The organism is Exiguobacterium algae (assembly GCF_018617875.1).
Classification (GTDB): Bacteria; Bacillota; Bacilli; order Exiguobacteriales; family Exiguobacteriaceae; genus Exiguobacterium; species Exiguobacterium algae.
Genome location: NZ_JACSKZ010000001.1, coordinates 308,802 through 333,468, shown reverse-complemented (window position 1 = coordinate 333,468; position 24,667 = coordinate 308,802). Strand labels below are relative to the sequence as shown.

Sequence of the window (24,667 nt, the reverse complement as noted above, 5' to 3'; positions counted from 1 at the left end):
ATAGAATGGAATTTCGCTATTTACCGATGACCGAACAAGATGAAAAAGACATGTTGCAGACCATCGGGGTGGAGTCGATTGAAGGGTTGTTAGAAGATATTCCGGAATCGTTGCGTGAGAAGGCGTCACTCGCGGCAATCGGGGCGCCGCTTCCTGAAGTGGACCTCGTGCGTCATATGACGAAACTTGCGGAGAAGAACATTCATACGAAGTCGTATCCGAGTTTCCTTGGAGCGGGGATGTATGACCATTTGTCTCCGAGCGTGATGAACCATATGCTCTTGCGCTCTGAATTTTATACGGCCTATACGCCATATCAGCCTGAGATTTCACAAGGTGAGTTGCAGGCGATGTTTGAATTCCAAACGATGATTTGTGAACTGACTGGAATGGATGTCGCTAACTCTTCCATGTATGACGGCATCACGGCCCTTGCGGAAGCGACGTATTTGGCGAGTGCGCATACGAAGAAGAAACGGGTCATCGTCTCGGGCGCTGTACACCCTGAAGCGAAAGATGTCATCCGTACGTACGCGGACGGACCGGGACTCTCGGTCGAATATACAGACGTGACAGACGGCTTGACGGATGTGGCTGACTTGGATTTGACGGACGCATCGTGTCTCGTCGTACAGTATCCGAACTTCTTTGGTCGAGTCGAGGACTTGGCGACTTTGGCTGAAAAGGCGCATGACGTCGGCGCGCTCTTCGTCGTCTCGAGTAACCCGCTTGCCCTCGGTGTCTTAGAGTCACCAGGTGCACTTGGTGCGGATATTACGGTCGGCGATGCCCAACCGTTCGGTATCCCTCAAAGCTTTGGGGGTCCATCTTGCGGTTATTTCGCCGTGAAAAAATCATTGATGCGTAAAATCCCGGGCCGTCTCGTCGGACAAACGGTCGATGAAGAAGGGAAACGCGGTTTTGTCTTGACGCTCCAAGCACGGGAACAGCATATTCGCCGTGATAAAGCGACGTCCAACATCTGTTCGAACCAGGCGCTCAACGCGTTGGCGGCATCGATCACGATGTCAGCTTTAGGGAAGCATGGAATCCGTGACATGGCCATTCGAAACATTCAAACGGCGCATTATATGAAAGAGGCAATGAAATCAGCGGGCTTCTCGATTGTCGATGAAGGACCGATGTTTAACGAATTCGTCGTTGATTTACAGATCGATGCCGATCAAGTCTCACGCGATTTGTTGAAGCACGGGATGATCGGGGGCCTTCCGCTTGGCACATACGAAGCGGATCGTCAGACACAGATGCTCATCTGTGCGACAGAGTTACGGACGAAAGAAGAGATTGACCGGTTTGTTGATGTGGTTGGGGGGATGAAATAATGCAACACGAACAGACGCTTATTTTTGAAGTATCACGTGAAGGACGAACAGGATATAACTTGCCGACGCCAACCGTGCCAGAAGTGGATCTCGAGAAATTATTGCCACAGTCGATGATCCGGAAAGAAGCGGCCGAATTACCGGAAGTGTCTGAATTGGACGTCGTCCGTCATTATACGGCGCTCTCGACACGAAACCACGGGGTCGACTCAGGGTTTTATCCGCTCGGATCGTGTACGATGAAGTACAATCCAAAAGTGAACGAGGATATGGCGCGCCTTCCTGGCTTTGCCCATATTCATCCGCTTCAGCCGGTTGAAACTGTCCAGGGGGCGTTGGAACTGATGGTCGACCTCCAGGAACAGCTCGCTGAAATCACTGGTATGGATGAAGTGACGCTGCAACCAGCTGCTGGTGCCCACGGGGAGTGGACGGGACTCATGCTCATCAAAGCCTTCCACGAACGGAACGGCGACCAGTCGCGGACGAAAGTACTCGTACCGGATTCGGCTCATGGTACGAACCCGGCTTCGGCAGTCGTTGCCGGATTTGAGACGGTCACGGTCAAGTCGGACGAGCGGGGACTCGTCGATCTCGATGATTTGAAATCAAAAGTCGGAGACGATACGGCAGCCCTTATGTTGACGAACCCGAACACGCTCGGTCTTTTCGAGGCAGATATCCTTGAAATCGCACAAGTGGTTCACGAGGCGGGCGGGAAGCTCTACTATGACGGAGCTAACTCGAATGCCATTCTCGGGATCGCGCGTCCGGGGGACATGGGCTTTGATGTCGTCCACTTGAACTTGCACAAAACGTTCACGGGTCCACACGGTGGTGGCGGTCCGGGTTCTGGTCCGGTCGGGGTCAAACGTGATTTGATGCCGTTCCTACCGACGCCGATTGCGACGAGAACAGAAGAAGGCTTTACGCTCGACTATGACCGTCCGCACTCGATTGGCCGAATCAAACCGTTCTACGGTAACTTCGGAATCAATGTCCGTGCATACAGCTACATCAAGACGATGGGGGCTGAAGGGTTGACGCGCGTCTCACGCGAAGCGGTGCTCAACGCCAACTACATGTTCGCACGCTTGAAAGATGCATTCGACGTGCCGTATGACACGTATTGTAAGCATGAATTCGTCTTATCCGGAAAACGTCAAAAAGCACTCGGTGTCCGGACACTCGACATCGCGAAACGTTTGCTCGATTTCGGCTACCATCCGCCGACAATCTATTTCCCTCTTAACGTGGAAGAATGTATCATGGTCGAACCGACGGAAACCGAGTCGAAAGAGACATTGGACGCGTTCTGTGACGCCATGTTGCAAATCGCTAAAGAGGCAGAGGAGAATCCTGAAATCGTTCAGACGGCACCGCATACAACGGTCGTTAAACGAATGGATGAAACACTTGCCGCGCGTAAGCCTGTGTTGAAGTATGAACGACCTGAACCGTCTTCGGTTAACTCATAAAAAAACTGGCGTCCCAAATCATGGGACGCCAGTTTTGCGTTAGGCCTTTTTAATCTTGCCTTTCCAGTTCTTAAACCCGCCATCAAGCATATAGATATCCTTATATCCATTCTTCATGAGCAGTTTCGCTGCTTGGTTTGAGCGTGAGCTTCCTTGGCAGTAGATGAGGATCGGTTGATCTTTACGGAGTTCCTTCATGCGCATCTTCATCTGACCGACCGGGATGTTCCGTGCACCAACGATGTGACCGCCCTTATATTCGTTCGGCTCCCGCACATCAATCAACTGTCCTTTACGGAGTGAGGCGCGGAATTCTTCTTGTTTCATCTTTTTCAACCCGCGAGCCGGCATGAAGCGCCAAACGACATATGCGATTAGAGCGGCCCAAAGGAGAATGACGAGGATTGTTTCGAGTCCCATGGTTGTTCTTCCTTTCTCAATCAAAGTTACCATTTCTCATTATAATGAATTTAAGGTCATGAGACAATGATTGACTCACGGAATCGTTCCTTCCGCTTTCGATTTCCTTCACATTAGGATAAAATAGAATGTGGAAACCGGAACATAAGGGGAGGTCGTGCCCATGCCGACACCGAGTATGGAAGATTATTTAGAACGTATTTATTTATTGATGTCAGAGAAAGGATATGCGCGCGTCTCTGATATCGCCGAACATTTAGGGGTGCATCCTTCCTCCGTCACGAAAATGGTTCAAAAATTGGACCGGGAAGAATACTTAATATATGAAAAATATCGTGGACTCATGCTGACGAAAAAAGGTCAAAAGGTTGGGAAACGGCTCGTGGAGCGTCATGCGATGCTCGAGTCATTTTTACGTTTGATCGGAGTCGATGAGGCGGACGTGTATGAAGACGTGGAAGGGATTGAACATCACCTCAGTTCGAACACGTTGGACTGCATGACTCAATTCGTGGAATTTTTTGAAGATAAGCCGGAACTCATGGAGCAGTTTCGACAATTTCGTGAACAAGAGCGATTACATGAGGACTGAAGACATCAAATCGTTGACCGGATAACCGGTTGACGATTTTTTTGTGCTTTCTTTTCGTAAAAACCGAACGAAATGCATGAATCATCTACATAATATATATTTTTAAGTGTCATTTGTGATATCATGAATCGTGGAATGAACAAATGGGGGGTGACGGCGAACATTCGCCGGATACATGGAAATTCAAATCAAAGGAAAACTGTTTGACGAAAAGCAGATCAAGCAGCGAGTGAAAGAGTTGGCTCAGGAAATCGAGAAAGATGCTGACGGGACGCCCATCGTATTAGTGGCAGTATTGAAAGGCTCGATGGTATTCGCGTCGGATTTGATGCGTTTTATGACGGGGAACGTCCAGTTAGACACAGTCGCCACGTCTTCTTACGGGAAGAAGACGGTCTCAAGCGGAAGCGTTCAGCTTCGAAAAGATTTGGATTTAGACGTGGAAGGGAAGTATGTAGTCATCGTCGAGGACATCATCGATACAGGACAGACGTTGAAGTTCTTATGTAAGCACATGGAACTGCACCAGCCGCAGGAATTGAAAATCTGTACGTTACTCGATAAACCGGCCCGCCGCCTCGTCACACTGGATGCGGATTATGTCGGGTTTGAGATCCCTGACGAGTTCGTGATCGGTTACGGAATCGATTATGCGGAACAATACCGGAACTTGCCGTATATCGGTTTTGTGGAGACGGAATAAAAAAAGGAGCGCCGCGGCGCTCCTTTTACATGTTTGCTTTCTTTTTCTTTTTCCCTTTTTTCCCTTCAATGACTGTCAAATGAGGGGTGTTCGCACGATTGATGTGTGAGCGCTTGGAGAGTTTCGTCACGTTCGAACCGGGTTTCCCTTTCTTCGCCTTGTTCGGAGACGATTTCATGGGAGCGCCGTTCGTGCGCTGCATCCGCTTTTTAGAAGCTTGTGCTGTTTTGCGATAGCGGACATCTTCCGCCGATATTTTTGGAGCCATGAAGACACGGTAGATCACATAAAAGACTAACCCGAAGATTCCGATGAACAACAGTTGTCTGAATAGGCGACCCGGGTCTGTCGCAAGCATATGACCGACCCCGATGAAGCCTAAGATGAACACGATTGTCGCAGCGGTCGAACCGATTCTTTGTCTAATCATGGTGCTTCCTCCTCTTATCCTTCTCTTTGGACGACCGTTTCTCCTAGTTCAGCCTGTTCCCAAGTTTCGAAAGCTTTGATGGCGACTTCAATCTGTTCATCGTTCGGCTCACGTGTTGTCAACAACTGGAGTGACAAACCGGGCTTGCCGAGGAATGAGAGCAGATGATGGTCGCGGAAACGATTTGTGAACTGGAGGACTTCAAATGAGATGCCGATGACAACTGGCAAGAGCGCGATACGGCTGACGAGACGGAGCCATAACGGATCGATTGGGACGATCATGTAGACGCCGATGCCGACGAAAACGGTGAACAAAATGAAGCTCGATCCGCAGCGGTAATGGAGCCGCGAGCTTGCTCGCACATTCTCTACCGTAATCGGTTGTCCGGACTCATAACAGTTGATGACTTTGTGCTCAGCCCCGTGATATTGGAAGACGCGTTTGATGAGAGGCGTCAACGAAATGAGATAGAGGTAGCTGAGTAGCAGTACTAATTTTATACCCCCTTCGAGGAGGTTTTGAATCACGTGTCCTGAAAATAATGGCACATCTTGAAACAGTGAGGCGAGAAGTGCCGGTGTCACGTTAAAGATTAATTTTCCGAAGAGGTAGGAGACGATCCCGACGATGGCGACAATAGCGATCATCAAAAAGCTTTGTTTCTTTTCTTCTTCCTCAGGCGCTGCATCTTCGCTTGGGTCCACGTCATAACGGTCGCTGGCGAAGTTCATGTGTGCCGACCCGTTCTTGAGCGATTCATATAAAGCGACCACGCCTCGCAGGAATGGAACTTTTTTTAATGATTGAACCCACGGGACGAGGATGCGGGGTTGTTCGAAAGTCTCGATCGAGTCGTCTTTTCGACGGATAGCCGATGCGCTCTCAGTCCGACCCTGGAACATCACGCCTTCGACGAGCGCTTGTCCTCCGACTGGGATGGTTGGTTTTGAATTCATTCGTTTTCCTCGATTCATACGTTAATATAGTTGAATTATACCGTGATTATGCAAAAAAACGAAAGTGTGGGAGGCTCGATTCACGTTCTTGAAAGAAATTTGTTACAATAGATGAGACTTGACGAAAGAGGGGGAAGTAGGTTGCGTATTTTAGTGTTGAATGGTCCGAATTTAAATTTGCTCGGTCGACGCGAACCGGAAGTGTACGGAGACGTGTCACTGAAGGGTTTGGCGGCAGAGTTGATGCTGACCGCCCCAGAGGATGTCGAGCTTACTTTCGAACAATCAAACCACGAGGGGGACTTGATTGATGCGTTGCACAACGCATACGACTTCGAAGGGGTCATTTTGAATGCGGGTGCCTATACGCATACTTCGATCGCAATCCGAGATGCCATTGCGGCCATCGACGCCCCGGTCGTTGAAGTACATATTACGAACGTGCATGCACGTGAGCCATTTCGTCATGAGTCGAAATTGGCTGGCGTCTGCTTAGGTGTCATCAGTGGGTTCGGTCTCACGAGCTACACTCTGGCATTGCATGCATTGGTCGAACATTGGAGGAATCGACATGATTGAACGCGTAAACAAATTACAAGGTCAGTTGGAAGCGAACGGGATTGACGCCATGCTCGTCACGAAACGGGAAAACATCCGCTACTTATCAGGCTTCACGGGTTCGAGCGGTGTCATTGTCGTGACGGCGAAGTCTGCCAGCTTCATCACAGATTTCCGTTATACAGAACAAGCGAACGCGCAAGTGTCTGGTTATGAAATCATCGAACTCGAGACATCACTCATCAAATCGGTAGCTGACGTGGTCGCGCGTGAATCAGTGGCGCGACTTGGGGTTGAACAAGATGCGATGACAGTCGGACAATTCCGTGCCTATGAAAAAGAAGTGGGCGCACAGCTTGTCGAGACGTCTGGTGTTGTTGAAAAACTGCGCTTGATTAAGGATGAATCAGAGATTAAGATTATGAAGGAAGCTGCAGCGATTGCTGACGAGGCGTTCACTCATATCCAAACATTCATCCGCCCGGGGCGTACAGAAAAAGAAGTCGCGAACGAATTGGAGATGTTCATGCGTTCGAAAGGGGCGGACTCTTCATCGTTCGACATGATTGTCGCTTCAGGAACGCGTTCTGCTTTACCACATGGTGTGGCGAGCGATAAGGTCATCGAGTCAGGTGAGTTGGTGACATTGGATTTCGGAGCTTACTACAAAGGGTATTGCTCGGACATCACGCGGACGCTAGCAGTCGGTCCGATCTCGGATGAATTGAAAAAAATCTATGACACGGTCCTTCGTGCCCAATTGGCGGGTGTAGAAGGAACGCGCGCTGGCATCACAGGGATCGAGGCTGATGCATTGACGCGTGACGTCATTAAAGAAGCCGGTTACGGTGAGTACTTCGGACACTCAACGGGACACGGTCTCGGTATGGAAGTACATGAGGCTCCAGGTCTCTCTTTCCGTTCTGAAACGGTACTCGAGCCGGGGATGGTCGTCACGATTGAACCGGGCATCTACATCGCGGGTGTCGGCGGTTGCCGCATCGAGGACGACGTCGTGATCACAGAGGATGGATGCGTCCGTCTCACACAGTCGCCAAAAGAATTAATTACGATTGAGGCGTAAGTCTCGTCTGAATTTAGGAGGAAATCAACATGGTATCAGTAAACGATTTAAAAACAGGATTGACGGTCAAAACGTCAGACGGTTCAATTTGGCAGGTCATCGAGTTCCAACACGTCAAACCAGGTAAAGGTGCGGCATTCGTTCGTACGAAGATGCGTAACTTGCGTAACGGCGCAATTCAAGAAACGACATTCCGTGGTGGGGAGAAAATTGAACGTGCGCATATCGAGCGTAAACGGATGCAATATCTCTATCCGATGGGTGACACGTACGTCTTCATGGACAACGAGTCATACGAGCAACTTGAATTGACGAGCGAACAAGTCAAAGCAGCCCTTCCGTACTTGCTTGAAAACATGGAAGTCAGCATCGCGGACTACGAAGGTGAGATCCTCGGAATCGAGCTCCCGACGAGCGTTGTCTTGACAATCATCGAAGCAGACCCGGGTGTTAAAGGGGATACGGCATCGAACGTGAAGAAAAACGCGACAGTGGAAACTGGACATGTCATCCAAGTGCCGCTTTTCATCGAGCCGGGCGAAAAAGTCACAGTCGATACGCGTACTGGAGAATTTATGGGCCGTTACAACGGATAAGAAATCAGGAGTGTTCATTCAACCGAATGGACGCTCTTTTTTTATCGTTGCATTCAGTGGTCTGACCAGTTATAGTAAAGTAGAGATTAGTACCAGGTATAAACAGGGGGTAAGTTTGATGCAAATCGACCATATCAAAGAGCTCATTCAATTGTTGGACCAGTCATCGGTCCATGAAATGGAGCTTGAAACATCTGATTTTAAACTATCGTTGAAAAAAGAAACACAAACTGTGGTGGGTGCACCGGTCATGCAGGCTCAGGCGATGACGCCGCAAGTCCCGGCACCACAGGAAGAAACGAAGGTTGATGATTCGACACCATCAGAAGCAACTTACCGGACCATCAACTCACCGATGGTCGGGACGTTCTATTCGCGCCCGGCACCGGATAAACCATCATTCGTGAATGCCGGTGACCGCGTCGAAGAAGGTCAGGTCGTCTGTATTCTCGAGGCGATGAAACTGTTCAATGACGTGGAGGCGGAAATTAGTGGCGAAATCGTCGAGATTCTCGTGAACGACGGAGATTTAGTCGAATACGGTCAACCGCTCTTCAGCGTGAAGTGAGGCTATTATGAAATTATTAATTGCCAACCGCGGGGAAATCGCGGTCAGAATCATACGTGCAGCAAAAGAGTTGAATATACCGACGGTCGCCGTCTATTCGCAGGCTGATCGTGAAGCGCTCCATGTCCATCTTGCGGACGAAGCGTATTGCATCGGTCCGAATCCTTCGACGGATTCCTATTTAAACATCCCGAACATCTTGTCGGTCGCCTGTGCGGTCGATGCGACGATGATCCATCCGGGATATGGTTTTTTGGCTGAAAACGCAGAGTTTGCTGAGATGTGCGAGGCGTGTGGGATTCAATTCGTCGGACCGAGCAGCTATGCCATTCGCAAGATGGGAATCAAAGATGAGGCGAAGCGTACGATGATCGCATCGGGAGTACCGGTCGTCCCGGGCTCGAGCGGGGTCGTGACAGATGGTGAAGCAATTGAGCTTGCGCGGGAGATGGGTTATCCCGTGATCATTAAAGCGACAGCTGGCGGTGGTGGCCGCGGGATTCGTGTCGCCCGTGACGAAGCGGAGTTGATCCAGGGGCTTGTTGCGACGCGCAAAGAAGCGAAGCAGGCGTTTGGGAACGGCGACGTTTATTTGGAGAAGTTCATCGAGTCATTCCGACACGTGGAAGTCCAGGTGCTCGCGGATCAGTTCGGGAACGTCATCCATTTGGGAGAACGGGATTGTACGATCCAGCGACGGATGCAAAAACTTGTCGAGGAAGCACCGTCTCCTGCCATCGATGAAGCGACACGTCAGGCGATGGGGGATGCGGCGGTCAAAGCGGCGAAGGCCATTCAATACTCGGGTGCGGGAACGATTGAATTCATCTACGTCCCGGAATCGAACGAGTTCTATTTTATGGAGATGAACACACGGATTCAAGTCGAGCATCCCGTGACAGAGATGATCACAGGATTCGACCTCGTCCAGGCACAACTGGAAGTGGCGCTCGGTCACCCGCTCGCCATCTCACAAGAGGATATCTCATTCTCCGGACACTCGATTGAATGCCGGATCAATGCCGAGGACCCGTTCGCGGACTTCCGGCCGATGGCAGGGAAAATCGATCAATATATCGTCCCTGGCGGCATGGGCGTCCGTGTCGACAGCGGCTTATATGCCGGTGCGATGATTCCTCCATTCTATGACTCGATGGTCGCCAAACTGATCGTTCACGCACCGACGCGGGAAGAAGCCATCGCGAAGATGCTTCGCGCGCTCGATGAGTTTACGGTTTCAGGAATCAAAACGACAATTCCGTTCCATCAACAAGTGATGGCGCACGAACAATTCCGACTCGGGACGTTCGATACGAAATTTGTCGAAAAAGAAATGACGTTATCCAAATGACCAGGACCAGGAAGCCCGAACATTATTTCGGCTTCCTGGTTTTTTGTACTGAATTTATGAGTGCTTTATGCTAAACTATCACAATGAAAGCAAGTAAAAGGAGAGTAACTGAATGAAACGTCACGAAGCACGAGAGAAAGCGATTCAGACGCTTTTTCAAATCGAAGTATCAAAATTAGAGGTGGACGAGGCAATCGAGTTCGCACTTGATGGAGCCGAATCGGATCCGTTCTACGAACAACTCGTCACTGGCACGTTGGAGCATAAGGATGACATCGACGTCCTGCTCGTTGAAAACTTGAAAAACTGGCGTTTAGAGCGCCTCGGTAACGTCGAACGGACGATTTTACGAATGGCAGCTTTTGAATTGCTGTACGTCGAAACGATTCCGGAGAACGTCACAATCAATGAAGCGGTAGAACTCGCGAAATCATTCGCAGATGAAGAAGCAGCGAAGCTTGTGAACGGCGTACTCGGCAACATCATTAAAGAAGACTAAAAAAATATAGAGATAAGACACCACACCAACTACAGAAAACCTAATGATAACGGGGGATGAGAGAGATGGCAGTAGTGATCGACGGGAAGCAAGTAGCAACATCATATCGGCAGACGTTAAAAGAGCGCGTGGCGGAGCTTCGTGCAAGAGGGATTGTACCAAAATTGAAAGTCGTGTTAATCGGTGATGACCCGGCCAGCCACAGTTATGTGCGCGGGAAAGAACGGGCGGCTGAAGAAATCGGGATTGATTCTCAAGTATTGCGGTTTGATGAGACGATTACGGAAAAAGAACTCCTCGACTTGATCGACTTGATGAACACGGACGATGAGGTTCATGGGATTTTGGTCCAACTCCCGCTACCGAAGCATATCGACGAATCACGTGTCATCATGCGGATTTCGCCTGAAAAAGACGTCGACGGGTTCCACCCGGAGAATGTCGGGAAAATGATGCTCGGTCTCGATACGTTGTTACCATGTACGCCACACGGAATCCTGCACCTCGCGAAGACGCAAACGGACCTGGTTGGAAAACATGTGGTCGTTGTCGGTCGCAGCCAAATCGTCGGGAAGCCGGTCGGGATGCTCTTTTTGAATGAATCGGCAACCGTCACATACTGTCACTCGAAGACACGGGATCTTGGAGAGATGACCCGTCAAGCGGACATCCTCATTGTCGCGGTCGGGCGCGCCGGGCTCGTAACAAAAGAAATGGTCAAACCGGGCGCCGTTGTCATCGATGTCGGTGTTAACCGGGTCGAAGGTCGCCTCGTAGGAGATGTCGACTATGACGCCGTCAAAGAAGTTGCCGGTGCAATCACACCAGTGCCAGGCGGAGTCGGTCCGATGACCATCACAATGCTCATGCACAACACGGTCGAGGTTGCGTCACGTGGCTAATCCGATTCCGGTCTCCGAAGTCGTCCGTTATGTTAAACGCCACCTGGACGATGATCCGGTCCTGCAACAAGTTGCCGTCATCGGCGAGATTTCAAACTTTAAGCGCTACTCATCCGGTCATTGTTATTTTACGTTAAAGGATGATGCCTCACGGATGAAGGCCGTCATGTTTTCCCGCGATGCCAAACTGCTCCAATTCGAGCCGAAGGATGGGATGAACGTCATCGCCGTCGCCCGTGTCACCATGTACGAAGCGACCGGAGATGTCCAACTTTACGTGGAATTGATGCGACAAGACGGGATTGGTCTTCTGTTTGAACGCTATGAAGCACGAAAGCGTGAATTGGAGGCGAAAGGGTGGTTTGCCCCTGAACGGAAACGGCCGATTCCGTCCTTTCCGGAACGCGTCGGGATTGTCACCTCACCTAAGGGAGCGGCCTTGCATGACATTGCGACGACGTTACGCCGCCGCGCCCCGCACGTTGCCATCACATTCGCCCCGGTAGCCGTTCAAGGGGAGGCTGCGGCCCCGCAGGTCGCCGCTGCAATCCGTTGGATGAATGAACGGACGGACTGTGATGTGCTCATCGTTGGTCGGGGTGGCGGTTCAATCGAGGAGCTTTGGGCATTCAATGAGGATGTCGTCGTTGAAGCGATTTATGAATCTTCCATTCCAATCATCTCAGCGGTCGGGCACGAAACGGATTATACGCTGTCCGATTTTGTGGCAGACGTCCGAGCGGCGACACCGACGGCTGCTGCAGAACTGGCGACAGCCAAAATCGAGGCACAGCGTAAAGATGTCGAACGACTGGCGCTTCACCTTCATAAAGCAATCTCAAATCAGTTGGAGGAAAGGCGGTCCCGATTGATGCGGGCCGTCGACAGCTACGGGCTAAAATCGCCCCGCTACACGATCACGCAAAAGCGGGAACGTTTTGCCCAGGCAGAGATCCGACTGGAGCAGGGGATGCGAAAACAGTTGACGCACGCGACCTATCGGTTGAATCAATTGAACCAGCAACTCGATGTAAAAGATTTCGCCCAATCGATTCAAAGACGAGGAGAACGAGTGGATCAACTGTCAGAACGATTACATCGGACGAGACCACTCGAACGCTCCATGGAGCGTTTTGCCATACAAGCCGGGCGTCTCCATGCAGTCAGTCCGCTTGCGGTATTGTCTCGTGGCTATACGTTCATCGAACAGGATGGCGCTTTCGTGAAAGACGTCAATCAATTACGCGATGGGGATGTGTCGATCCGCTTCAGGGATGGTCACGCCGTCGCCGAAGTAAAGGAGAGACATGTAGGTGAAGAAACAAGAAGAACAGACATTTGAAGCCGCGCTGGAACGTTTGGAGCAGATTGTCTCAAAACTCGAAACGGGTGATGTGCCGCTTGAAGAAGCGATGACGTTGTACGAAGAAGGGGTTCGCCTGTCAGCCCTTTGTCAAACAAAACTCTCCACTGCTGAGAAGAAGATGGATGAGATTTTGGAGTTGGACGGGACACTTCGTGAAAAAGGTGGGTCTGCATGAACCGTTTGAATGATCTCGAAACCTGGAAAGAGGTCGTCGAACAGGCGATGCATGAATGCATGCAGCAAACAGACATGCCGAGTCGATTACGTGAATCGATGACCTATTCGCTTGAGGCCGGTGGCAAACGGATCCGTCCGGCATTGTTGTATGCTGTCCTCGAAACATACGGCGTCCCCCTCGATCGAGGACGGGAAGCCGCCGTTGCGTTGGAGATGGTGCACACGTATTCACTCATTCACGATGATTTACCCGCGATGGACGATGATGACGTCAGACGCGGACGACCGACGAACCATCGCCGATTTGATGAGGCGACTGCCATTTTAGCCGGGGATGCACTTTTGACGGATGCATTCCGTGTCCTGACAGAAGCCCCGCTCCCTGCAGAACGGATTGTCGAGTTGGTTCGTGCATTCAGCACGGCTGCCGGCAGTCAGGGGATGGTCGGCGGTCAGCTCGATGATATGCTTGCTGAGAATCAACCAGGAGTGACGCAACACGCCCTCCAATCAATTCACGAGCGGAAGACGGGGGCGCTGCTCGTATATGCCCTCGAAGCAGGGGCGATTTTAGCCGAGGCTCCTTTAGCGGACCGCGATTTATTGAAACGCTTTGGTCATCACCTCGGCATCGCCTTCCAAATTCAGGACGATATTCTTGACGTGGAGGGGGACGAGGCGCTCATCGGCAAACGGGTCGGCTCGGATGAAGAAAACGAAAAGACGACGTACCCGAAATTGCTGGGACTCGATGGGGCGAAAAGCGCGCTTGAAGAAGAAGTGGGTGCGGCGACCGCCGCCTTGTCACGACTCTCGGTGAAGGCACCCCGTCTGGAAGAATTGTTGTCGTTTGTTGTAAAACGGAACCATTGAACTCGGTGACACGATGAGCACATCGTGTCACCTTTGTTTTGGGGGAATGTGTGGCATATACCGTCACATTCTTGTAAAATGTAAGGTACGAATCAGTAATAAGTGAGGAGAAAGGATGGTCGTTATGGACTTGACATCCATTCAAGACCCGTCGTTTCTGAAACGGATGTCTGTATCGGAATTAGAAGCGCTCGGTTCAGACATCAGACGGTTTTTGATTGAAAAATTGGCAGTGACGGGAGGGCATTTGGCGCCAAACCTCGGGGTCGTAGAGTTGACGCTTGCCTTGCACCGTGTATTTGACAGTCCGAAAGACCAGCTCGTATGGGACGTCGGTCACCAAGCCTACGTTCATAAGATTTTGACGGGGCGGACGAATCAGTTCGATACACTTCGTCAATACAATGGGTTATGTGGTTTTCCAAAACGCTGTGAGAGTGAACATGATGTGTGGGAAACCGGACATAGTTCGACGTCACTCTCTGCTGCAATGGGGATTGCGATTGCGAATGAATTGAAAGGCCGGTCAGAGGACCGGGCGATTGCGATTATCGGTGATGGGGCTTTGACAGGCGGAATGGCGCTTGAAGCGCTTAACCACATCGGGGCCGAAAAGCAGAACGTCATCGTCATTTTAAACGATAATGAGATGTCGATTGCACCGAACGTCGGCGCCATGCATAACATGCTCGGTCGCATTCGGGCATCACGTAAGTTAAAACATGCTCGTGAAGAAATGGAGTCGATTATCAAGCATATTCCGCTCTTTGGCAGCTCGCTCGAACGAAGCGGTGAGCGCGTCAAGGATATGTTGAAATCAGCCTTGATTCCAGGGACGTTCTTTGAAGAACTCGGTTTCACTTATTTCGGACCGACAGACGGTCACGATTTAAAAGATTTACTCGAGACGCTCGAGTATGCGAAGAAGATCGATGGACCAGTCCTTGTCCACGTCATCACGAAAAAAGGAAAAGGATACCGTCCGGCCGAGCTCGACGGCATCGGCACGTGGCATGGTCTTGGACCTTATAAAATAGAGTCCGGTGAAGTCATCAAAGGGAAGCCGAAAGGCCCGAGCTACTCGAAAGTCGTCGCGGAGACGGTGACGAAAGTGGCAGAGACGGATGAGCGGGTCACGTTGATCACACCGGCGATGAGTGTCGGATCAAAGCTCGATTGTTTCTCCAAACAGTTCCCAGAACGCATGTTTGATGTCGGCATTGCCGAGCAGCATGCGGTCACGCTTGCCGGTGGACAAGCCACGCAAGGGTTGAAGCCGGTCGTGTCGATTTACTCGACCTTCTTCCAGCGGGCCTACGATCAGCTCGTTCATGACATCTGCCGTCAAAACTTGAACGTCCTTTTCACAATTGACCGTTCGGGTCTTGTCGGAGCGGACGGAGAGACGCACCAAGGGGTCTTCGATATCGCCTTCATGCGTCACGTTCCGAACATCCGCATCTTGATGGCGAAGGACGAGGAAGAGTTGCAACAGCTCGTCTATACGGCGCTCCGTTACGATGATGGTCCGATTGCCATCCGCTTCCCTCGAGGGGAAGGAATCGGAGTACCGATGAGTGATACGTTGACAGAACTGTCACTGGATGAATGGGAAGTCGAAGCGGAAGGGACGGATGTTGCCATCTTGACGTTTGGTCCTCAAGTACAAGACGCGCTTGAAGTCCGTTCACTCCTTGAAGGGAAGTTGAGCGTTCGCGTCATCAACTGCCGAACGATCAAACCGCTGGATGATGCGATGCTTGCTGCACTCTACGAGGAAGGAATCCCGCTTGTGACGCTTGAAGAAGCCGCGCTAGCAGGAGGATTCGGCAGCAGCGTGCTCGAGCATGCGAACGAGACCGGCGCGTTTCCGCGTATCCATCGCCTCGGGATTCCGGACCGTTACATTGAACACGGTAGTGTCAACCAACTCCTAGAGGAGATCGGTCTCCGACCAGCCCAAATGGCTGATACGATTGAACGTTTCGTCCAATCGACAAATCGACAGAATGTGTGAGGAATTATGGAAAAAAGAACGAAAACCAGATTAGATGTATTACTCGTTGAACGGGGCCTGGCCGAAACACGGGAAAAAGCAAAACGTGCGGTCATGGCCGGTCTCGTCTTCAGCGGGACGGAGCGTCTCGACAAGGCGGGCGATAAAGTGTTCGACGACATTCCACTCGAAGTAAAAGGGCAAGTGTTGCCATACGTCGGTCGAGGCGGTTTGAAGCTCGAGAAAGCATTACAAGTATTCCCGCTTGATGTGAACGGAATGGTCGGAATCGACATCGGTTCCTCGACCGGTGGTTTCACGGACTGCGCCCTTCAAAATGGTGCGACCCAGATGTATGCCGTCGATGTGGGATACAATCAGCTGGCGTGGAAGCTCCGGAGTGACGACCGTGTCGTCGTCATGGAACGGACGAACTTCCGTCATGCGACGAGCGAACAATTCCCGACACGTCCTGACTTCGCGACGATCGATGTCTCGTTCATCTCGCTTCGCTTGATGATTCCACCGCTCAAAGAGATTTTGAAACCGGACGGGACGGTCATGGCACTTGTGAAACCTCAATTTGAGGCAGGGAAAGCAGATGTCGGCAAAAAAGGCATCGTGCGGGACCGTGCTGTCCACGAACGGGTAGCCAGTGATATGGTCCGTTATTTCGCATCAGAAGGCTTCTATGTCGAAGGGTTGGACTATTCTCCGATCACCGGCGGCGATGGGAACATTGAGTTCTTATTGTTCGCCCGTTTCACCGGGGTCGGTGGAGTCGACCCGTCGCTCGACGTCGACCAGGTCGTCGAGGCGGCGCACGCCAAGTTAAAAGGATAATGTTAGAGCTACAGACGTTTTCGTCTGTAGTTTTTTTTGAGGAAAGCGGTCCGTTTGCTTAATGGAAATCACCTCCAGAAAGCTAGACCTTTTTTCGACAATACTTTAGAATGATAATGTGTATGTGAAACGAAAAATGAGGTGTCAGCGCATATGAACAAAGGACAGCGATTAATTAAGATTCGGGATATCGTAACGAATCAAGAAATTGAAACGCAAGACGAACTGGTAGACGAATTACGTCGATCGGGATATCCGGTGACTCAAGCGACGGTATCGCGAGATATCAAAGAGTTGCATCTCGTTAAAGTGCCGCTCAATGATGGTCGCTATAAGTATAGCCTTCCGGCCGACCAGCGCTTCAACCCATACGGCAAGATGAAACGAATCCTAGGAGACAGCTTCGTCTCGGTCGATTCCGCTCAAAACTTGGTCGTCATGAAAGTGTTACCGGGAAACGCCGATGCGATTGGCGTGTTGATTGATCATCTGTCATGGGATGAGTTGATCGGGACGGTGTGTGGAGACGATACGATTCTCATGATTGCGCGCGACGAAGAGAAGGCGAAGCAAATCATCGAGCGATTACTCGGAATGTTATGAGGTGAATGGAAGTATGTTAGCAGAACTATCAATCAAACAGTTTGCGATTATCGACGAATTGAACATTCCGTTCAACCGTGGCATGACGGTCCTGACAGGTGAAACAGGCGCCGGTAAATCGATCTTGTTGGATGCGATTGGGTTGCTTGTAGGTGGAAGAGGCTCGAGCGAGTTCGTGCGATACGGACAGGACAAAGCTGAAATCGAAGGCTTATTCATGGTCGATGCTGACCATCCCGTCATCGAGGCGGCCGACCAATACGGGATTGAGATTGAGGACGGCACGGTCATCTTGCGCAGAGACTTACATAGCAGTGGAAAAAGTGTCTGTCGCATCAACGGGAAAATGATGCCGCTCTCGACGCTCCGTGAATTCGGGCGCTTGCTCGTCGATATTCATGGACAGCATGAGCATCAACATCTGATGGACCCGGAATTCCACTTGGGGATTCTTGACCATTTCGCAGAAAAAGAGATCGAACCGTTACTGGCTACGTACCGGACGGCCTTTTCTGAGTGGAAACAAATCGCGGATGAACTGAAGCGGCTTAGTCAAAGTGAGCAGGAGCTCGCCCAACGACTGGATTTGCTCTCATTTCAAACAAAAGAGATCGAAGCGGCTGATCTGAAAGCGGGCGAGGAACAGGCATTGACAGAAGAACGCAACGAACTTGCCAACTTCGAGCGGATCCACCAACATATCCGCCTGTCATACGAGGCGGTCGCGGATGAGTCGAACGGACTCGACCAAATCGGGGTCGCAATGCGGGAAATGGAAGAGGCCGCACAGTTATCCTCTTCTCTTTCAGCGATGGCCGAGACAATCTCGAACGCATACTATTTGTTGGAAGATGCAAAGTTTCAACTGCGGGACCAGTTGGACTCCCTTGAGTTCGATCCGAACCGGTTAGACGAAATCGAGACACGTCTAGCGTTGTTCCAGCAACTGAAACGAAAATACGGAACGACCATCGAGGAAGTCATCGCTTACGGAGAACAAATTTCTGAAGAGCTGAAGTCGATGACGAACCGTGAAGAGCACGTGCAGACGTTGACCGATGAGCTTGAACGACTCGAACAGACAGTTCGGGAAGCAGGAGCCGAGCTGACGAAAGCGAGGAAGTCGGCCGCCGAGGACCTCCAACAAGCCATTCATCGTGAGTTGAAAGAGCTTTACATGGAAAAGACGGCGTTCGAGGTGCGTTTCAAGGAAGGGAACCTGAAGCCTGACGGGATGGACGAGGTCGAGTTCTACATGATGACCAATGTGGGCGAACCGTTCAAACCGCTTGCGAAAGTAGCGTCAGGAGGAGAACTCTCCCGGGTCATGTTAGCGTTAAAATCGATCTTTTCCCGCACAGTCGGTGTCGCCTCGATCATTTTTGATGAAGTCGATACGGGTGTATCCGGCCGTGTCGCTCAGGCGATGGGAGAGAAGATTTTCCGGCTTTCAGTCGGGTCCCAAGTACTCTGTATCACTCACCTGGCACAGGTGGCGGCGATGGCGGACCAACATCTATACATCACGAAGACGGAGACGGACGACCGGACGAAGACGAATGTCACGTCACTCGATCATGACAGTCGTGTCGATGAACTCGGACGCATGATTGCAGGAGCTCAAATGACGGATTTGACGAAACAACATGTGGAAGAGTTGCTTGTGATGTCACAGCAGTTAAAACAGAAGTTCATCAAAGGAGTGTCTTAATTGATTACATTATGTATCGCGGACGACAATCGGGAAATCGTCGATTTGCTGAGCCGCCAACTGGAATCCGAGCCTGACTTGCACGTCGTGGGCACCGCTTATGACGGCGAAGCATGCTTGGATGTTGTCAAGACACACCGGCCCGATGTGTTATTGCTCGACATTATTATGCCGCATCTGGACGGTATCGGGGTGTTGGAGAAGCTTCATGAAGAACTCGGGGAAGCCAAACCGGAGGTCATCATGCTCAGCGCATTCGGTAAAGATGAAGTGACAAAGCAAGCGGTTCAGCTCGGTGCGTCGTATTTCCTTGTTAAACCGTTTAACATTCAACAGCTGTTGACGAAAATTCGTGAATTATCGGAAGGGACGAACCGTGAGTTCGAGGCCATGTCTCCTGAAGAGCTTGAAATTTCGTTGCTGTTGCAGCAGTTGGGAATCTCTCCACGAATCAAAGGGTTTAAATACATCCGTCAAGCGGTCCTCTATGTTCGTGAGCGACAAGATCTTTTAGGGTTGATCACAAAAGAGTTGTACCCGATGGTGGCAAAAGAACACGATACGACCGCCTCGCGAGTCGAACGGGCGATGCGTCACGCGATCAAGACGGCCTGGGAGAACGGGATGCAGGACCACGAAATGTTTGATGGACGCCAAGAACGGGACCGGAGCCCGAAAAACTCGGAATTCATCTCTTATTTTGTGACGTATCTATCTGTAAAGAATAATTGATTCAATAAAAGCGGACCTGTTTCACGACGACGTGAGGCGGTCTGCTTTCTTTTATGTATACAAAAAACTGAAAGAATTTTGGACATGAAATCTTCAAAAAAATCTTTTACTTTATGAAAGAAAGCGCTTGCAAAATAGGGGCTCTCTGTTATAATAAAAGTGTACCAAGTTACTTGGACGAGCGTCAGATGAACGCTTTTCAAGCGTGTACCGGAACATGTTTGAAGGAAGAAATCATCTCGGATCGCTATCCGTCAATAGCTCAGAGGTGAGAACGACATCTCAAATCGTCAATGTCCCGACGTGAGGTCGCGACCATTCGCTCATTCGCGAGGCGGTTCTATGGAAGGTTCGAAGCTAGGGACCAACATAGGGAAAAACAGTATCGTTCAGTTGACCAAAAGGAGTGTTGTCAACCGTTGAACAGTTTCTGGCAAGCGTTCGACTTCACAATGGATGGTTGGACATGATCCGATAATAAAAACAGATTAGTAACTCGAATGGTTTTTCTTCCGTTCACGCAAGACGGCAGTTACTAAATTTCTTTCATACTTCTTCATTAAGAAGACGTTGGATCTCATGTCAGTGTAAGACAGGAAATAAGAAAGGAGATCATCCGTAGTGATCACAATTCAATACGAATAAAAAGGTTCCGCACTTGAAATGATGTCAAGTTAGGGAACCTTTTTTTGTGTGGTTATGAATCTATTCGTTGAACTTTTCCTGTCTTTTTGTCGCGGTTGAAGATATAACCGGCAACGAAACCGATTCCGCCCATTGCGAGCAGAAGGCCGAATGTCCCTTGCAACATCGAGGCGGCTGCAACAGAATCAATCCATGTGAAGGGCGCGCTCGTCTTCAGGAAGAAGCTGTCACGCAGGAGTTTGATTCCATAAACACCGAATAATCCAGGAACGATTAAGATTAGAAGCGCGATGACTCGCATGCGATCTCCTCCTTTACCATACATTATTTTAACAGAAATCAAACGCGACCACACTGACTATTTTTGAGCGGCTTGCGAAACATCAGGGGATTCAGTAGCATAAAATAGAGAAGAAAGAGATGGGGGATCAGAGGATGAATAAACGCTTGATGATTGTCGGGGCCGGCAAAGGGGGAACCGAGGTATTAAAGATGCTGTTAGAATCGCCGCTCGTCACCATCGTCGCGGTCGTTGACTCGGATATCTCGGCAGAAGGACTCGTCATTGCCCGGAATCAAGGTGTGGCGACAACGAGTGACTGGAAGGATTACGCTGATGCCAAACTGGACTTTGTGATCGAGACGACGGGACAACCGCAAACGTTTGAAGAGTTGAAGGAACAGTTTTCGGATGCGGTCGTGTTACCAGGGGAGTTCATCCGGATCGTCGTCGAGCGTTTGAAACAAAATCAGCAGATGCTCGAGGCAATCATCGATTGTACGAGCGAAGCCATTTCCGTTGCGGATCATCATGGGAATACGATATTGATCAATCCGTCCTATACGCGTCTGACCGGATTCAAAAAAGAGGATGTTGTCGACAAACCGGCGACTGCCGACATCGGGATGCAGGAAAGCGTCCATTTGAAAGTCCTGTCGACGGGTCAAGGCGTACGAGACATTCGGATGCAAATCGGGGCGACGCGGCGAGATATTCTAGTAAATGCCGAACCAATCATCGTCGAAGGGCAATTGAGAGGTTCGGTCGGTGTCATTCGGGACGTGTCGCAAATCCGTGCCCTGCGTGATGAATTACAGGAGGCGAAGACGCGGATCCGTAATCTCGAAGCGAAATATCAGTTCGCCGATATCATCGCGACCAGTGACGCAATGAAATTTGTAATCGAGCAGGCACGCCTTGCCGCCGTGACACCGGTCACGGTACTCATCCGGGGCGAATCAGGTACCGGAAAAGAGTTGTTCGCCCACGCCATCCATGGGGAGTCACTACGGAAATATAAAAAATTCATTCGCGTGAACTGTGCGGCGATCTCTCCGACGTTGCTCGAGAGTGAGTTGTTCGGGTACGAGGACGGGGCGTTCAGCGGGGCAAAGCGTGGCGGGAAGACCGGTTACTTCGAGGAAGCCGACGGAGGCTCGCTGTTTTTGGATGAGATCGGGGAGCTGCCGCTCGATGTCCAGGTGAAGCTGTTACGTGTGCTGCAGGAGAACGAGGTCGTCCGGGTCGGTGGAACGACAGCCATCCCGATCGACGTCCGGATCATTGCGGCGACCAACGCAGACCTAGAACAAAAAGTCGCAGAAGGTTCGTTCCGGGAAGACTTGTACTATCGGATCAACCGGATGCCGATCCACATTCCGCCTCTTCGCGACCGTTTAGGCGAATTGGATGCGCTCTGTGGAAGGATCATCCGCAAACTGAACCAGGAATACGGTCGCAGTGTCCGTGGGGTCGATGAAGATGCGATGACACTTTTAAAAAGCCAGCACTGGAAAGGGAATGTCCGTGAACTTGAGAATGTCCTCGGTCGCGCCATGATTTATATGGCGAGCGCTGAACAGTGGATTGCGCCCCATCATTTACAGTTGACGAGTCGGTCACCCTCACAAAAGGTGATGGAATCAGGAACGTTTCATGAATCTGTCGCACGCTATGAACGTGACTTGATCGAACGGGCCATCGAAGAGGCAGGAGGAAACAAGTCGGAAGCGGCCAGACGGTTAAAAATATCCATTCGCACCTTGTACAATAAATTAGAAAACACGCAATAAATTGCATGCAATATTATTCTCACCATGCATGTTTTTGCATATCAAGTACCGAAATAAAGCGCTTACAAAATAGGAAACAAACTTGCTTATGGTATAGTGTAGAGAGTAAGGGGGGACAATGATGAATTTTGAACGGATGCTGGCAAACGCCAAACAACTCGAAGGCTGCACCGTTTCGATCGCAGGGGCCGGTGATGAGGAAGTCATCCGTGCCGTAAAATTGGCGACCGATCATGGGTTATCTCGCTTCATCCTGTTCGGAGATGCACGTGAGATCCGAAGATTGTGCGAGCTTCATGCGATTGACGAATCGCACGTTGACATCCTGCATGCGAAAGGGGACACCGAGGTGGCCCGGCGTGCCGCGTTAGCCGTAAAGAATAAAGAGGCGGACGTGTTGATGAAAGGAATGGTGTCGACTTCTACATTTATGAAGGCCGTTCTCAACCGGGAAGCCGGTTTGCGAACGAATAAGACACTCAGTCATATCGCGTTGTTCCAAATCCCGAATCGGGAAAAATTGATCGGGGTCACGGACGCAGCGATTCATATTAAACCGACGCTTGAAGAGAAAGTGGATATTATCCACAATGCGGTGGAGGCGATGCATCATATCGGGTATGCATCACCGAAAGTCGCAGCGATCAGTGCCGTCGAGGTCGTCAATCCACAGATGACAGCAACGTTGGATGCGGCGTTACTCGCTCAGATGAATCGGAGGGGACAAATCAAAGGCTGTGTCGTTGATGGTCCGCTCGCTTTAGATAATGCGGTCGACATGGTGGCCGCGAAACAAAAAGGAATCGACAGCGAAGTGGCTGGACAAGCCGATCTGCTGGTCGTCCCATACATAGAGGTCGGCAACGTCCTTTATAAATCAATCATGTATTTTGCCGAGGCAAGTGTCGCGGCGATTGTTGTCGGTGCTTCCGCCCCTGTCGTGTTGACGAGCCGAGCCGATACGGCTGAGGCGAAATTATATTCACTCGCATTTGCTTTGTTGCATGCCAAAAACTAACCTGACCCACTAGGAGGAGTTATTTATGATGGAAACAAACACAGAACCACGCTTCCGTATTTTTGATGTCTTACAGTCTGAGGATTACGAACAGATTGTCTTTTGCCAAGACCAGGCTTCGGGATTGAAAGCCATAATTGCCATTCACGATACGACGCTCGGACCAGCCCTTGGTGGTCTGCGGATGTGGAACTATGAGTCTGAGCAGGAGGCACTCACTGACGTCTTGCGTCTCGCAAAAGGGATGACGTACAAAAACGCGGCAGCGGGTCTCAACCTCGGAGGCGGTAAAGCCGTCATCATCGGGAATGCGAAGACAGATAAATCAGAAGCGCTCTTCCGTGCGTTTGGTCGTTACGTCCAATCATTGAGCGGTCGATACATCACGGCAGAAGACGTGAACACGACGGTTGCAGACATGGACTTTATCCATATGGAAACAGATTACGTCACTGGGGTCAGCCCGGCATTCGGTTCAAGCGGGAACCCGTCACCTGTCACAGCATACGGCGTCTACCGCGGTATGAAAGCCGCTGCGAAATGGAAGTTCGGGACAGACTCGCTCGCAGGCAAGACGGTTGCCGTGCAAGGGGTCGGTAACGTAGCCTACAACTTATGCCGCCACCTCCACGAAGAAGGCGCACATTTGATTGTGACAGACATCAACGAAGAAGCGCTCAAACGTGCTGAAGCGGACTTCGGTGCGACGGTCGTCAAGCCGGATGAGATTTATGCGGTCGAGTGCGACATTTTTGCACCATGTGCTCTCGGCGCGGTGATCAACGATCAGACGATCCCGCAATTGAAAGCAAAAATCGTTGCCGGTGCGGCAAACAACCAATTGGCAGAAGACCGCCACGGAGACGTTCTCGACGAAAAAGGCATCTTGTATGCGCCGGACTTCGTCATCAATGCAGGTGGCGTCATCAACGTCGCGGACGAGCTCGAAGGATATAACCGTGAGCGTGCGATGAAGAAAGTCGAACTCATCTATGACAACATGATGCGTGTCTTTGAAATCGCAGAGCGTGACGGCGTCCCGACACACGTTGCCGCTGACAAGATGGCAGAAGAGCGCATCCAAATGATGTCACGTTCACGCAGCCAATTCCTAAAAGTTGAAAAAAGCCTTCTAGGGAGACGTTAA

At 50.7% G+C, this 24,667-nt stretch carries 26 protein-coding genes; 22 read left to right on the top strand and 4 right to left on the bottom strand.

Annotation, left to right across the window (positions count from 1 at the left end; all coding sequences use genetic code 11):
* Window positions 1–5: 5 nt before the first annotated feature.
* Window positions 6–1,343, top strand: coding sequence for an aminomethyl-transferring glycine dehydrogenase subunit GcvPA (gcvPA, locus tag KNP03_RS01710; RefSeq protein ID WP_214826162.1), 1,338 nt, complete (start codon window positions 6–8; stop codon window positions 1,341–1,343).
* Window positions 1,343–2,821 (top strand): aminomethyl-transferring glycine dehydrogenase subunit GcvPB, encoded by a 1,479-nt coding sequence (gene gcvPB / locus KNP03_RS01705; protein ID WP_214824313.1) that lies wholly within the window; start codon window positions 1,343–1,345, stop codon window positions 2,819–2,821. The genes gcvPA and gcvPB overlap by 1 nt, the downstream gene beginning before the upstream one ends.
* Window positions 2,822–2,860: 39 nt before the next feature.
* Here gcvPB and KNP03_RS01700 read toward each other — a convergent pair whose 3' ends face one another.
* Window positions 2,861–3,241 carry a rhodanese-like domain-containing protein gene (locus KNP03_RS01700; protein ID WP_214824311.1) on the bottom strand — a complete coding sequence of 127 codons (381 nt, stop codon included), beginning with the start codon at window positions 3,239–3,241 and terminating at the stop codon, window positions 2,861–2,863.
* Window positions 3,242–3,404: 163 nt separating this feature from the next.
* On the opposite strand from KNP03_RS01700, the gene mntR reads away from it, so the two are divergent.
* Window positions 3,405–3,833 carry a transcriptional regulator MntR gene (gene mntR / locus KNP03_RS01695; RefSeq protein WP_214824308.1) on the top strand — a complete coding sequence of 143 codons (429 nt, stop codon included), beginning with the start codon at window positions 3,405–3,407 and terminating at the stop codon, window positions 3,831–3,833.
* 175 nt (window positions 3,834–4,008) lie between these two features.
* Window positions 4,009–4,536: a hypoxanthine phosphoribosyltransferase gene (gene hpt, locus KNP03_RS01690; protein WP_214824305.1), complete on the top strand. Its 528-nt coding sequence runs from the start codon at window positions 4,009–4,011 to the stop codon at window positions 4,534–4,536.
* A 25-nt stretch (window positions 4,537–4,561) separates the two neighbouring features.
* Here the strand turns inward: hpt and KNP03_RS01685 are convergent, their stop codons facing one another.
* Together KNP03_RS01685 and KNP03_RS01680 are read right to left on the bottom strand one after the other, a co-directional pair.
* Complete coding sequence (locus tag KNP03_RS01685) at window positions 4,562–4,966, bottom strand: SA1362 family protein (protein WP_214824302.1); 405 nt, start codon at window positions 4,964–4,966, stop codon at window positions 4,562–4,564.
* A gap of 14 nt (window positions 4,967–4,980) precedes the next feature.
* Complete coding sequence (locus KNP03_RS01680) at window positions 4,981–5,925, bottom strand: DUF1385 domain-containing protein (protein WP_214824300.1); 945 nt, start codon at window positions 5,923–5,925, stop codon at window positions 4,981–4,983.
* Between the two features lie 141 nt (window positions 5,926–6,066).
* Here KNP03_RS01680 and aroQ point away from each other — a divergent pair, with 141 nt between their 5' ends.
* The 15 genes from aroQ to spo0A all read left to right on the top strand — a co-directional run bounded on the left by aroQ (window position 6,067) and on the right by spo0A (window position 19,784).
* Window positions 6,067–6,504 (top strand): type II 3-dehydroquinate dehydratase, encoded by a 438-nt coding sequence (gene aroQ, locus KNP03_RS01675; RefSeq protein ID WP_214824297.1) that lies wholly within the window; start codon window positions 6,067–6,069, stop codon window positions 6,502–6,504.
* On the top strand, window positions 6,497–7,567 hold the full coding sequence (locus KNP03_RS01670; protein WP_214824295.1) for a M24 family metallopeptidase: 1,071 nt from the start codon (window positions 6,497–6,499) through the stop codon (window positions 7,565–7,567). The genes aroQ and KNP03_RS01670 overlap by 8 nt, the downstream gene beginning before the upstream one ends.
* A gap of 29 nt (window positions 7,568–7,596) precedes the next feature.
* Window positions 7,597–8,163 (top strand): elongation factor P, encoded by a 567-nt coding sequence (gene efp / locus KNP03_RS01665; protein ID WP_214824292.1) that lies wholly within the window; start codon window positions 7,597–7,599, stop codon window positions 8,161–8,163.
* A 118-nt stretch (window positions 8,164–8,281) separates the two neighbouring features.
* Window positions 8,282–8,731: an acetyl-CoA carboxylase biotin carboxyl carrier protein gene (gene accB, locus KNP03_RS01660; RefSeq protein WP_214824288.1), complete on the top strand. Its 450-nt coding sequence runs from the start codon at window positions 8,282–8,284 to the stop codon at window positions 8,729–8,731.
* A gap of 7 nt (window positions 8,732–8,738) precedes the next feature.
* Window positions 8,739–10,082: an acetyl-CoA carboxylase biotin carboxylase subunit gene (accC, locus tag KNP03_RS01655; protein ID WP_214824285.1), complete on the top strand. Its 1,344-nt coding sequence runs from the start codon at window positions 8,739–8,741 to the stop codon at window positions 10,080–10,082.
* Between the two features lie 112 nt (window positions 10,083–10,194).
* The gene (gene nusB / locus KNP03_RS01650; RefSeq protein ID WP_214824281.1) at window positions 10,195–10,581 is read left to right on the top strand and encodes a transcription antitermination factor NusB; all 387 of its coding nucleotides are present in this window, start codon (window positions 10,195–10,197) and stop codon (window positions 10,579–10,581) included.
* Window positions 10,582–10,646: 65 nt separating this feature from the next.
* Window positions 10,647–11,483, top strand: a complete 837-nt coding sequence (locus tag KNP03_RS01645; protein WP_214824278.1) for a bifunctional 5,10-methylenetetrahydrofolate dehydrogenase/5,10-methenyltetrahydrofolate cyclohydrolase — start codon at window positions 10,647–10,649, stop codon at window positions 11,481–11,483.
* Window positions 11,476–12,825 carry an exodeoxyribonuclease VII large subunit gene (gene xseA / locus KNP03_RS01640; RefSeq protein WP_214824276.1) on the top strand — a complete coding sequence of 450 codons (1,350 nt, stop codon included), beginning with the start codon at window positions 11,476–11,478 and terminating at the stop codon, window positions 12,823–12,825. Before KNP03_RS01645 ends, xseA begins: the two co-directional genes overlap by 8 nt.
* Window positions 12,797–13,024 carry an exodeoxyribonuclease VII small subunit gene (gene xseB / locus KNP03_RS01635; protein ID WP_214824274.1) on the top strand — a complete coding sequence of 76 codons (228 nt, stop codon included), beginning with the start codon at window positions 12,797–12,799 and terminating at the stop codon, window positions 13,022–13,024. Before xseA ends, xseB begins: the two co-directional genes overlap by 29 nt.
* Complete coding sequence (locus KNP03_RS01630; protein ID WP_214824272.1) at window positions 13,021–13,899, top strand: polyprenyl synthetase family protein; 879 nt, start codon at window positions 13,021–13,023, stop codon at window positions 13,897–13,899. The genes xseB and KNP03_RS01630 overlap by 4 nt, the downstream gene beginning before the upstream one ends.
* A gap of 124 nt (window positions 13,900–14,023) precedes the next feature.
* On the top strand, window positions 14,024–15,916 hold the full coding sequence (gene dxs / locus KNP03_RS01625) for a 1-deoxy-D-xylulose-5-phosphate synthase (RefSeq protein WP_214824270.1): 1,893 nt from the start codon (window positions 14,024–14,026) through the stop codon (window positions 15,914–15,916).
* A gap of 6 nt (window positions 15,917–15,922) precedes the next feature.
* Entirely contained in the window at window positions 15,923–16,738 is an 816-nt protein-coding gene (locus tag KNP03_RS01620) for a TlyA family RNA methyltransferase (protein ID WP_214824268.1), read from the top strand.
* Between the two features lie 153 nt (window positions 16,739–16,891).
* The gene (gene ahrC / locus KNP03_RS01615; protein WP_214824266.1) at window positions 16,892–17,341 is read left to right on the top strand and encodes a transcriptional regulator AhrC/ArgR; all 450 of its coding nucleotides are present in this window, start codon (window positions 16,892–16,894) and stop codon (window positions 17,339–17,341) included.
* Between the two features lie 13 nt (window positions 17,342–17,354).
* Entirely contained in the window at window positions 17,355–19,052 is a 1,698-nt protein-coding gene (gene recN, locus KNP03_RS01610) for a DNA repair protein RecN (RefSeq protein ID WP_214824264.1), read from the top strand.
* Window positions 19,053–19,784 (top strand): sporulation transcription factor Spo0A, encoded by a 732-nt coding sequence (spo0A, locus tag KNP03_RS01605; RefSeq protein WP_214824262.1) that lies wholly within the window; start codon window positions 19,053–19,055, stop codon window positions 19,782–19,784.
* Between the two features lie 697 nt (window positions 19,785–20,481).
* On the opposite strand, the gene KNP03_RS01600 is transcribed toward spo0A, so the two are convergent.
* Window positions 20,482–20,730: a DUF2627 family protein gene (locus KNP03_RS01600; RefSeq protein WP_214824260.1), complete on the bottom strand. Its 249-nt coding sequence runs from the start codon at window positions 20,728–20,730 to the stop codon at window positions 20,482–20,484.
* 134 nt (window positions 20,731–20,864) lie between these two features.
* Between KNP03_RS01600 and KNP03_RS01595 the strand changes: the two genes are divergently transcribed.
* The 3 genes from KNP03_RS01595 (at window position 20,865) to KNP03_RS01585 (ending at window position 24,667) form a co-directional block, all read left to right on the top strand.
* A complete protein-coding gene (locus KNP03_RS01595) occupies window positions 20,865–22,502 on the top strand; it encodes a sigma 54-interacting transcriptional regulator (protein WP_214824257.1) in 1,638 nt (545 codons plus the stop codon).
* 121 nt (window positions 22,503–22,623) lie between these two features.
* Window positions 22,624–23,520: a phosphate butyryltransferase gene (yqiS, locus tag KNP03_RS01590; protein ID WP_214824254.1), complete on the top strand. Its 897-nt coding sequence runs from the start codon at window positions 22,624–22,626 to the stop codon at window positions 23,518–23,520.
* Window positions 23,521–23,545: 25 nt separating this feature from the next.
* Window positions 23,546–24,667 carry a Glu/Leu/Phe/Val family dehydrogenase gene (locus KNP03_RS01585; protein ID WP_214824251.1) on the top strand — a complete coding sequence of 374 codons (1,122 nt, stop codon included), beginning with the start codon at window positions 23,546–23,548 and terminating at the stop codon, window positions 24,665–24,667.

Bases quoted from the DNA above. Each gene is read 5' to 3' on its own strand.
- gcvPA (WP_214826162.1), top strand. From the start codon at position 6: ATGGAATTTCGCTATTTACCGATGACCGAACAAGATGAAAAAGACATG.
- gcvPB (WP_214824313.1), top strand. From the start codon at position 1,343: ATGCAACACGAACAGACGCTTATTTTTGAAGTATCACGTGAAGGACGA.
- KNP03_RS01700 (WP_214824311.1), bottom strand. From the start codon at position 3,241: ATGGGACTCGAAACAATCCTCGTCATTCTCCTTTGGGCCGCTCTAATC.
- mntR (WP_214824308.1), top strand. From the start codon at position 3,405: ATGCCGACACCGAGTATGGAAGATTATTTAGAACGTATTTATTTATTG.
- hpt (WP_214824305.1), top strand. From the start codon at position 4,009: ATGGAAATTCAAATCAAAGGAAAACTGTTTGACGAAAAGCAGATCAAG.
- KNP03_RS01685 (WP_214824302.1), bottom strand. From the start codon at position 4,966: ATGATTAGACAAAGAATCGGTTCGACCGCTGCGACAATCGTGTTCATC.
- KNP03_RS01680 (WP_214824300.1), bottom strand. From the start codon at position 5,925: ATGAATTCAAAACCAACCATCCCAGTCGGAGGACAAGCGCTCGTCGAA.
- KNP03_RS01670 (WP_214824295.1), top strand. From the start codon at position 6,497: ATGATTGAACGCGTAAACAAATTACAAGGTCAGTTGGAAGCGAACGGG.
- efp (WP_214824292.1), top strand. From the start codon at position 7,597: ATGGTATCAGTAAACGATTTAAAAACAGGATTGACGGTCAAAACGTCA.
- accB (WP_214824288.1), top strand. From the start codon at position 8,282: ATGCAAATCGACCATATCAAAGAGCTCATTCAATTGTTGGACCAGTCA.
- accC (WP_214824285.1), top strand. From the start codon at position 8,739: ATGAAATTATTAATTGCCAACCGCGGGGAAATCGCGGTCAGAATCATA.
- nusB (WP_214824281.1), top strand. From the start codon at position 10,195: ATGAAACGTCACGAAGCACGAGAGAAAGCGATTCAGACGCTTTTTCAA.
- KNP03_RS01645 (WP_214824278.1), top strand. From the start codon at position 10,647: ATGGCAGTAGTGATCGACGGGAAGCAAGTAGCAACATCATATCGGCAG.
- KNP03_RS01630 (WP_214824272.1), top strand. From the start codon at position 13,021: ATGAACCGTTTGAATGATCTCGAAACCTGGAAAGAGGTCGTCGAACAG.
- dxs (WP_214824270.1), top strand. From the start codon at position 14,024: ATGGACTTGACATCCATTCAAGACCCGTCGTTTCTGAAACGGATGTCT.
- KNP03_RS01620 (WP_214824268.1), top strand. From the start codon at position 15,923: ATGGAAAAAAGAACGAAAACCAGATTAGATGTATTACTCGTTGAACGG.
- ahrC (WP_214824266.1), top strand. From the start codon at position 16,892: ATGAACAAAGGACAGCGATTAATTAAGATTCGGGATATCGTAACGAAT.
- recN (WP_214824264.1), top strand. From the start codon at position 17,355: ATGTTAGCAGAACTATCAATCAAACAGTTTGCGATTATCGACGAATTG.
- KNP03_RS01600 (WP_214824260.1), bottom strand. From the start codon at position 20,730: ATGCGAGTCATCGCGCTTCTAATCTTAATCGTTCCTGGATTATTCGGT.
- KNP03_RS01595 (WP_214824257.1), top strand. From the start codon at position 20,865: ATGAATAAACGCTTGATGATTGTCGGGGCCGGCAAAGGGGGAACCGAG.
- yqiS (WP_214824254.1), top strand. From the start codon at position 22,624: ATGAATTTTGAACGGATGCTGGCAAACGCCAAACAACTCGAAGGCTGC.
- KNP03_RS01585 (WP_214824251.1), top strand. From the start codon at position 23,546: ATGATGGAAACAAACACAGAACCACGCTTCCGTATTTTTGATGTCTTA.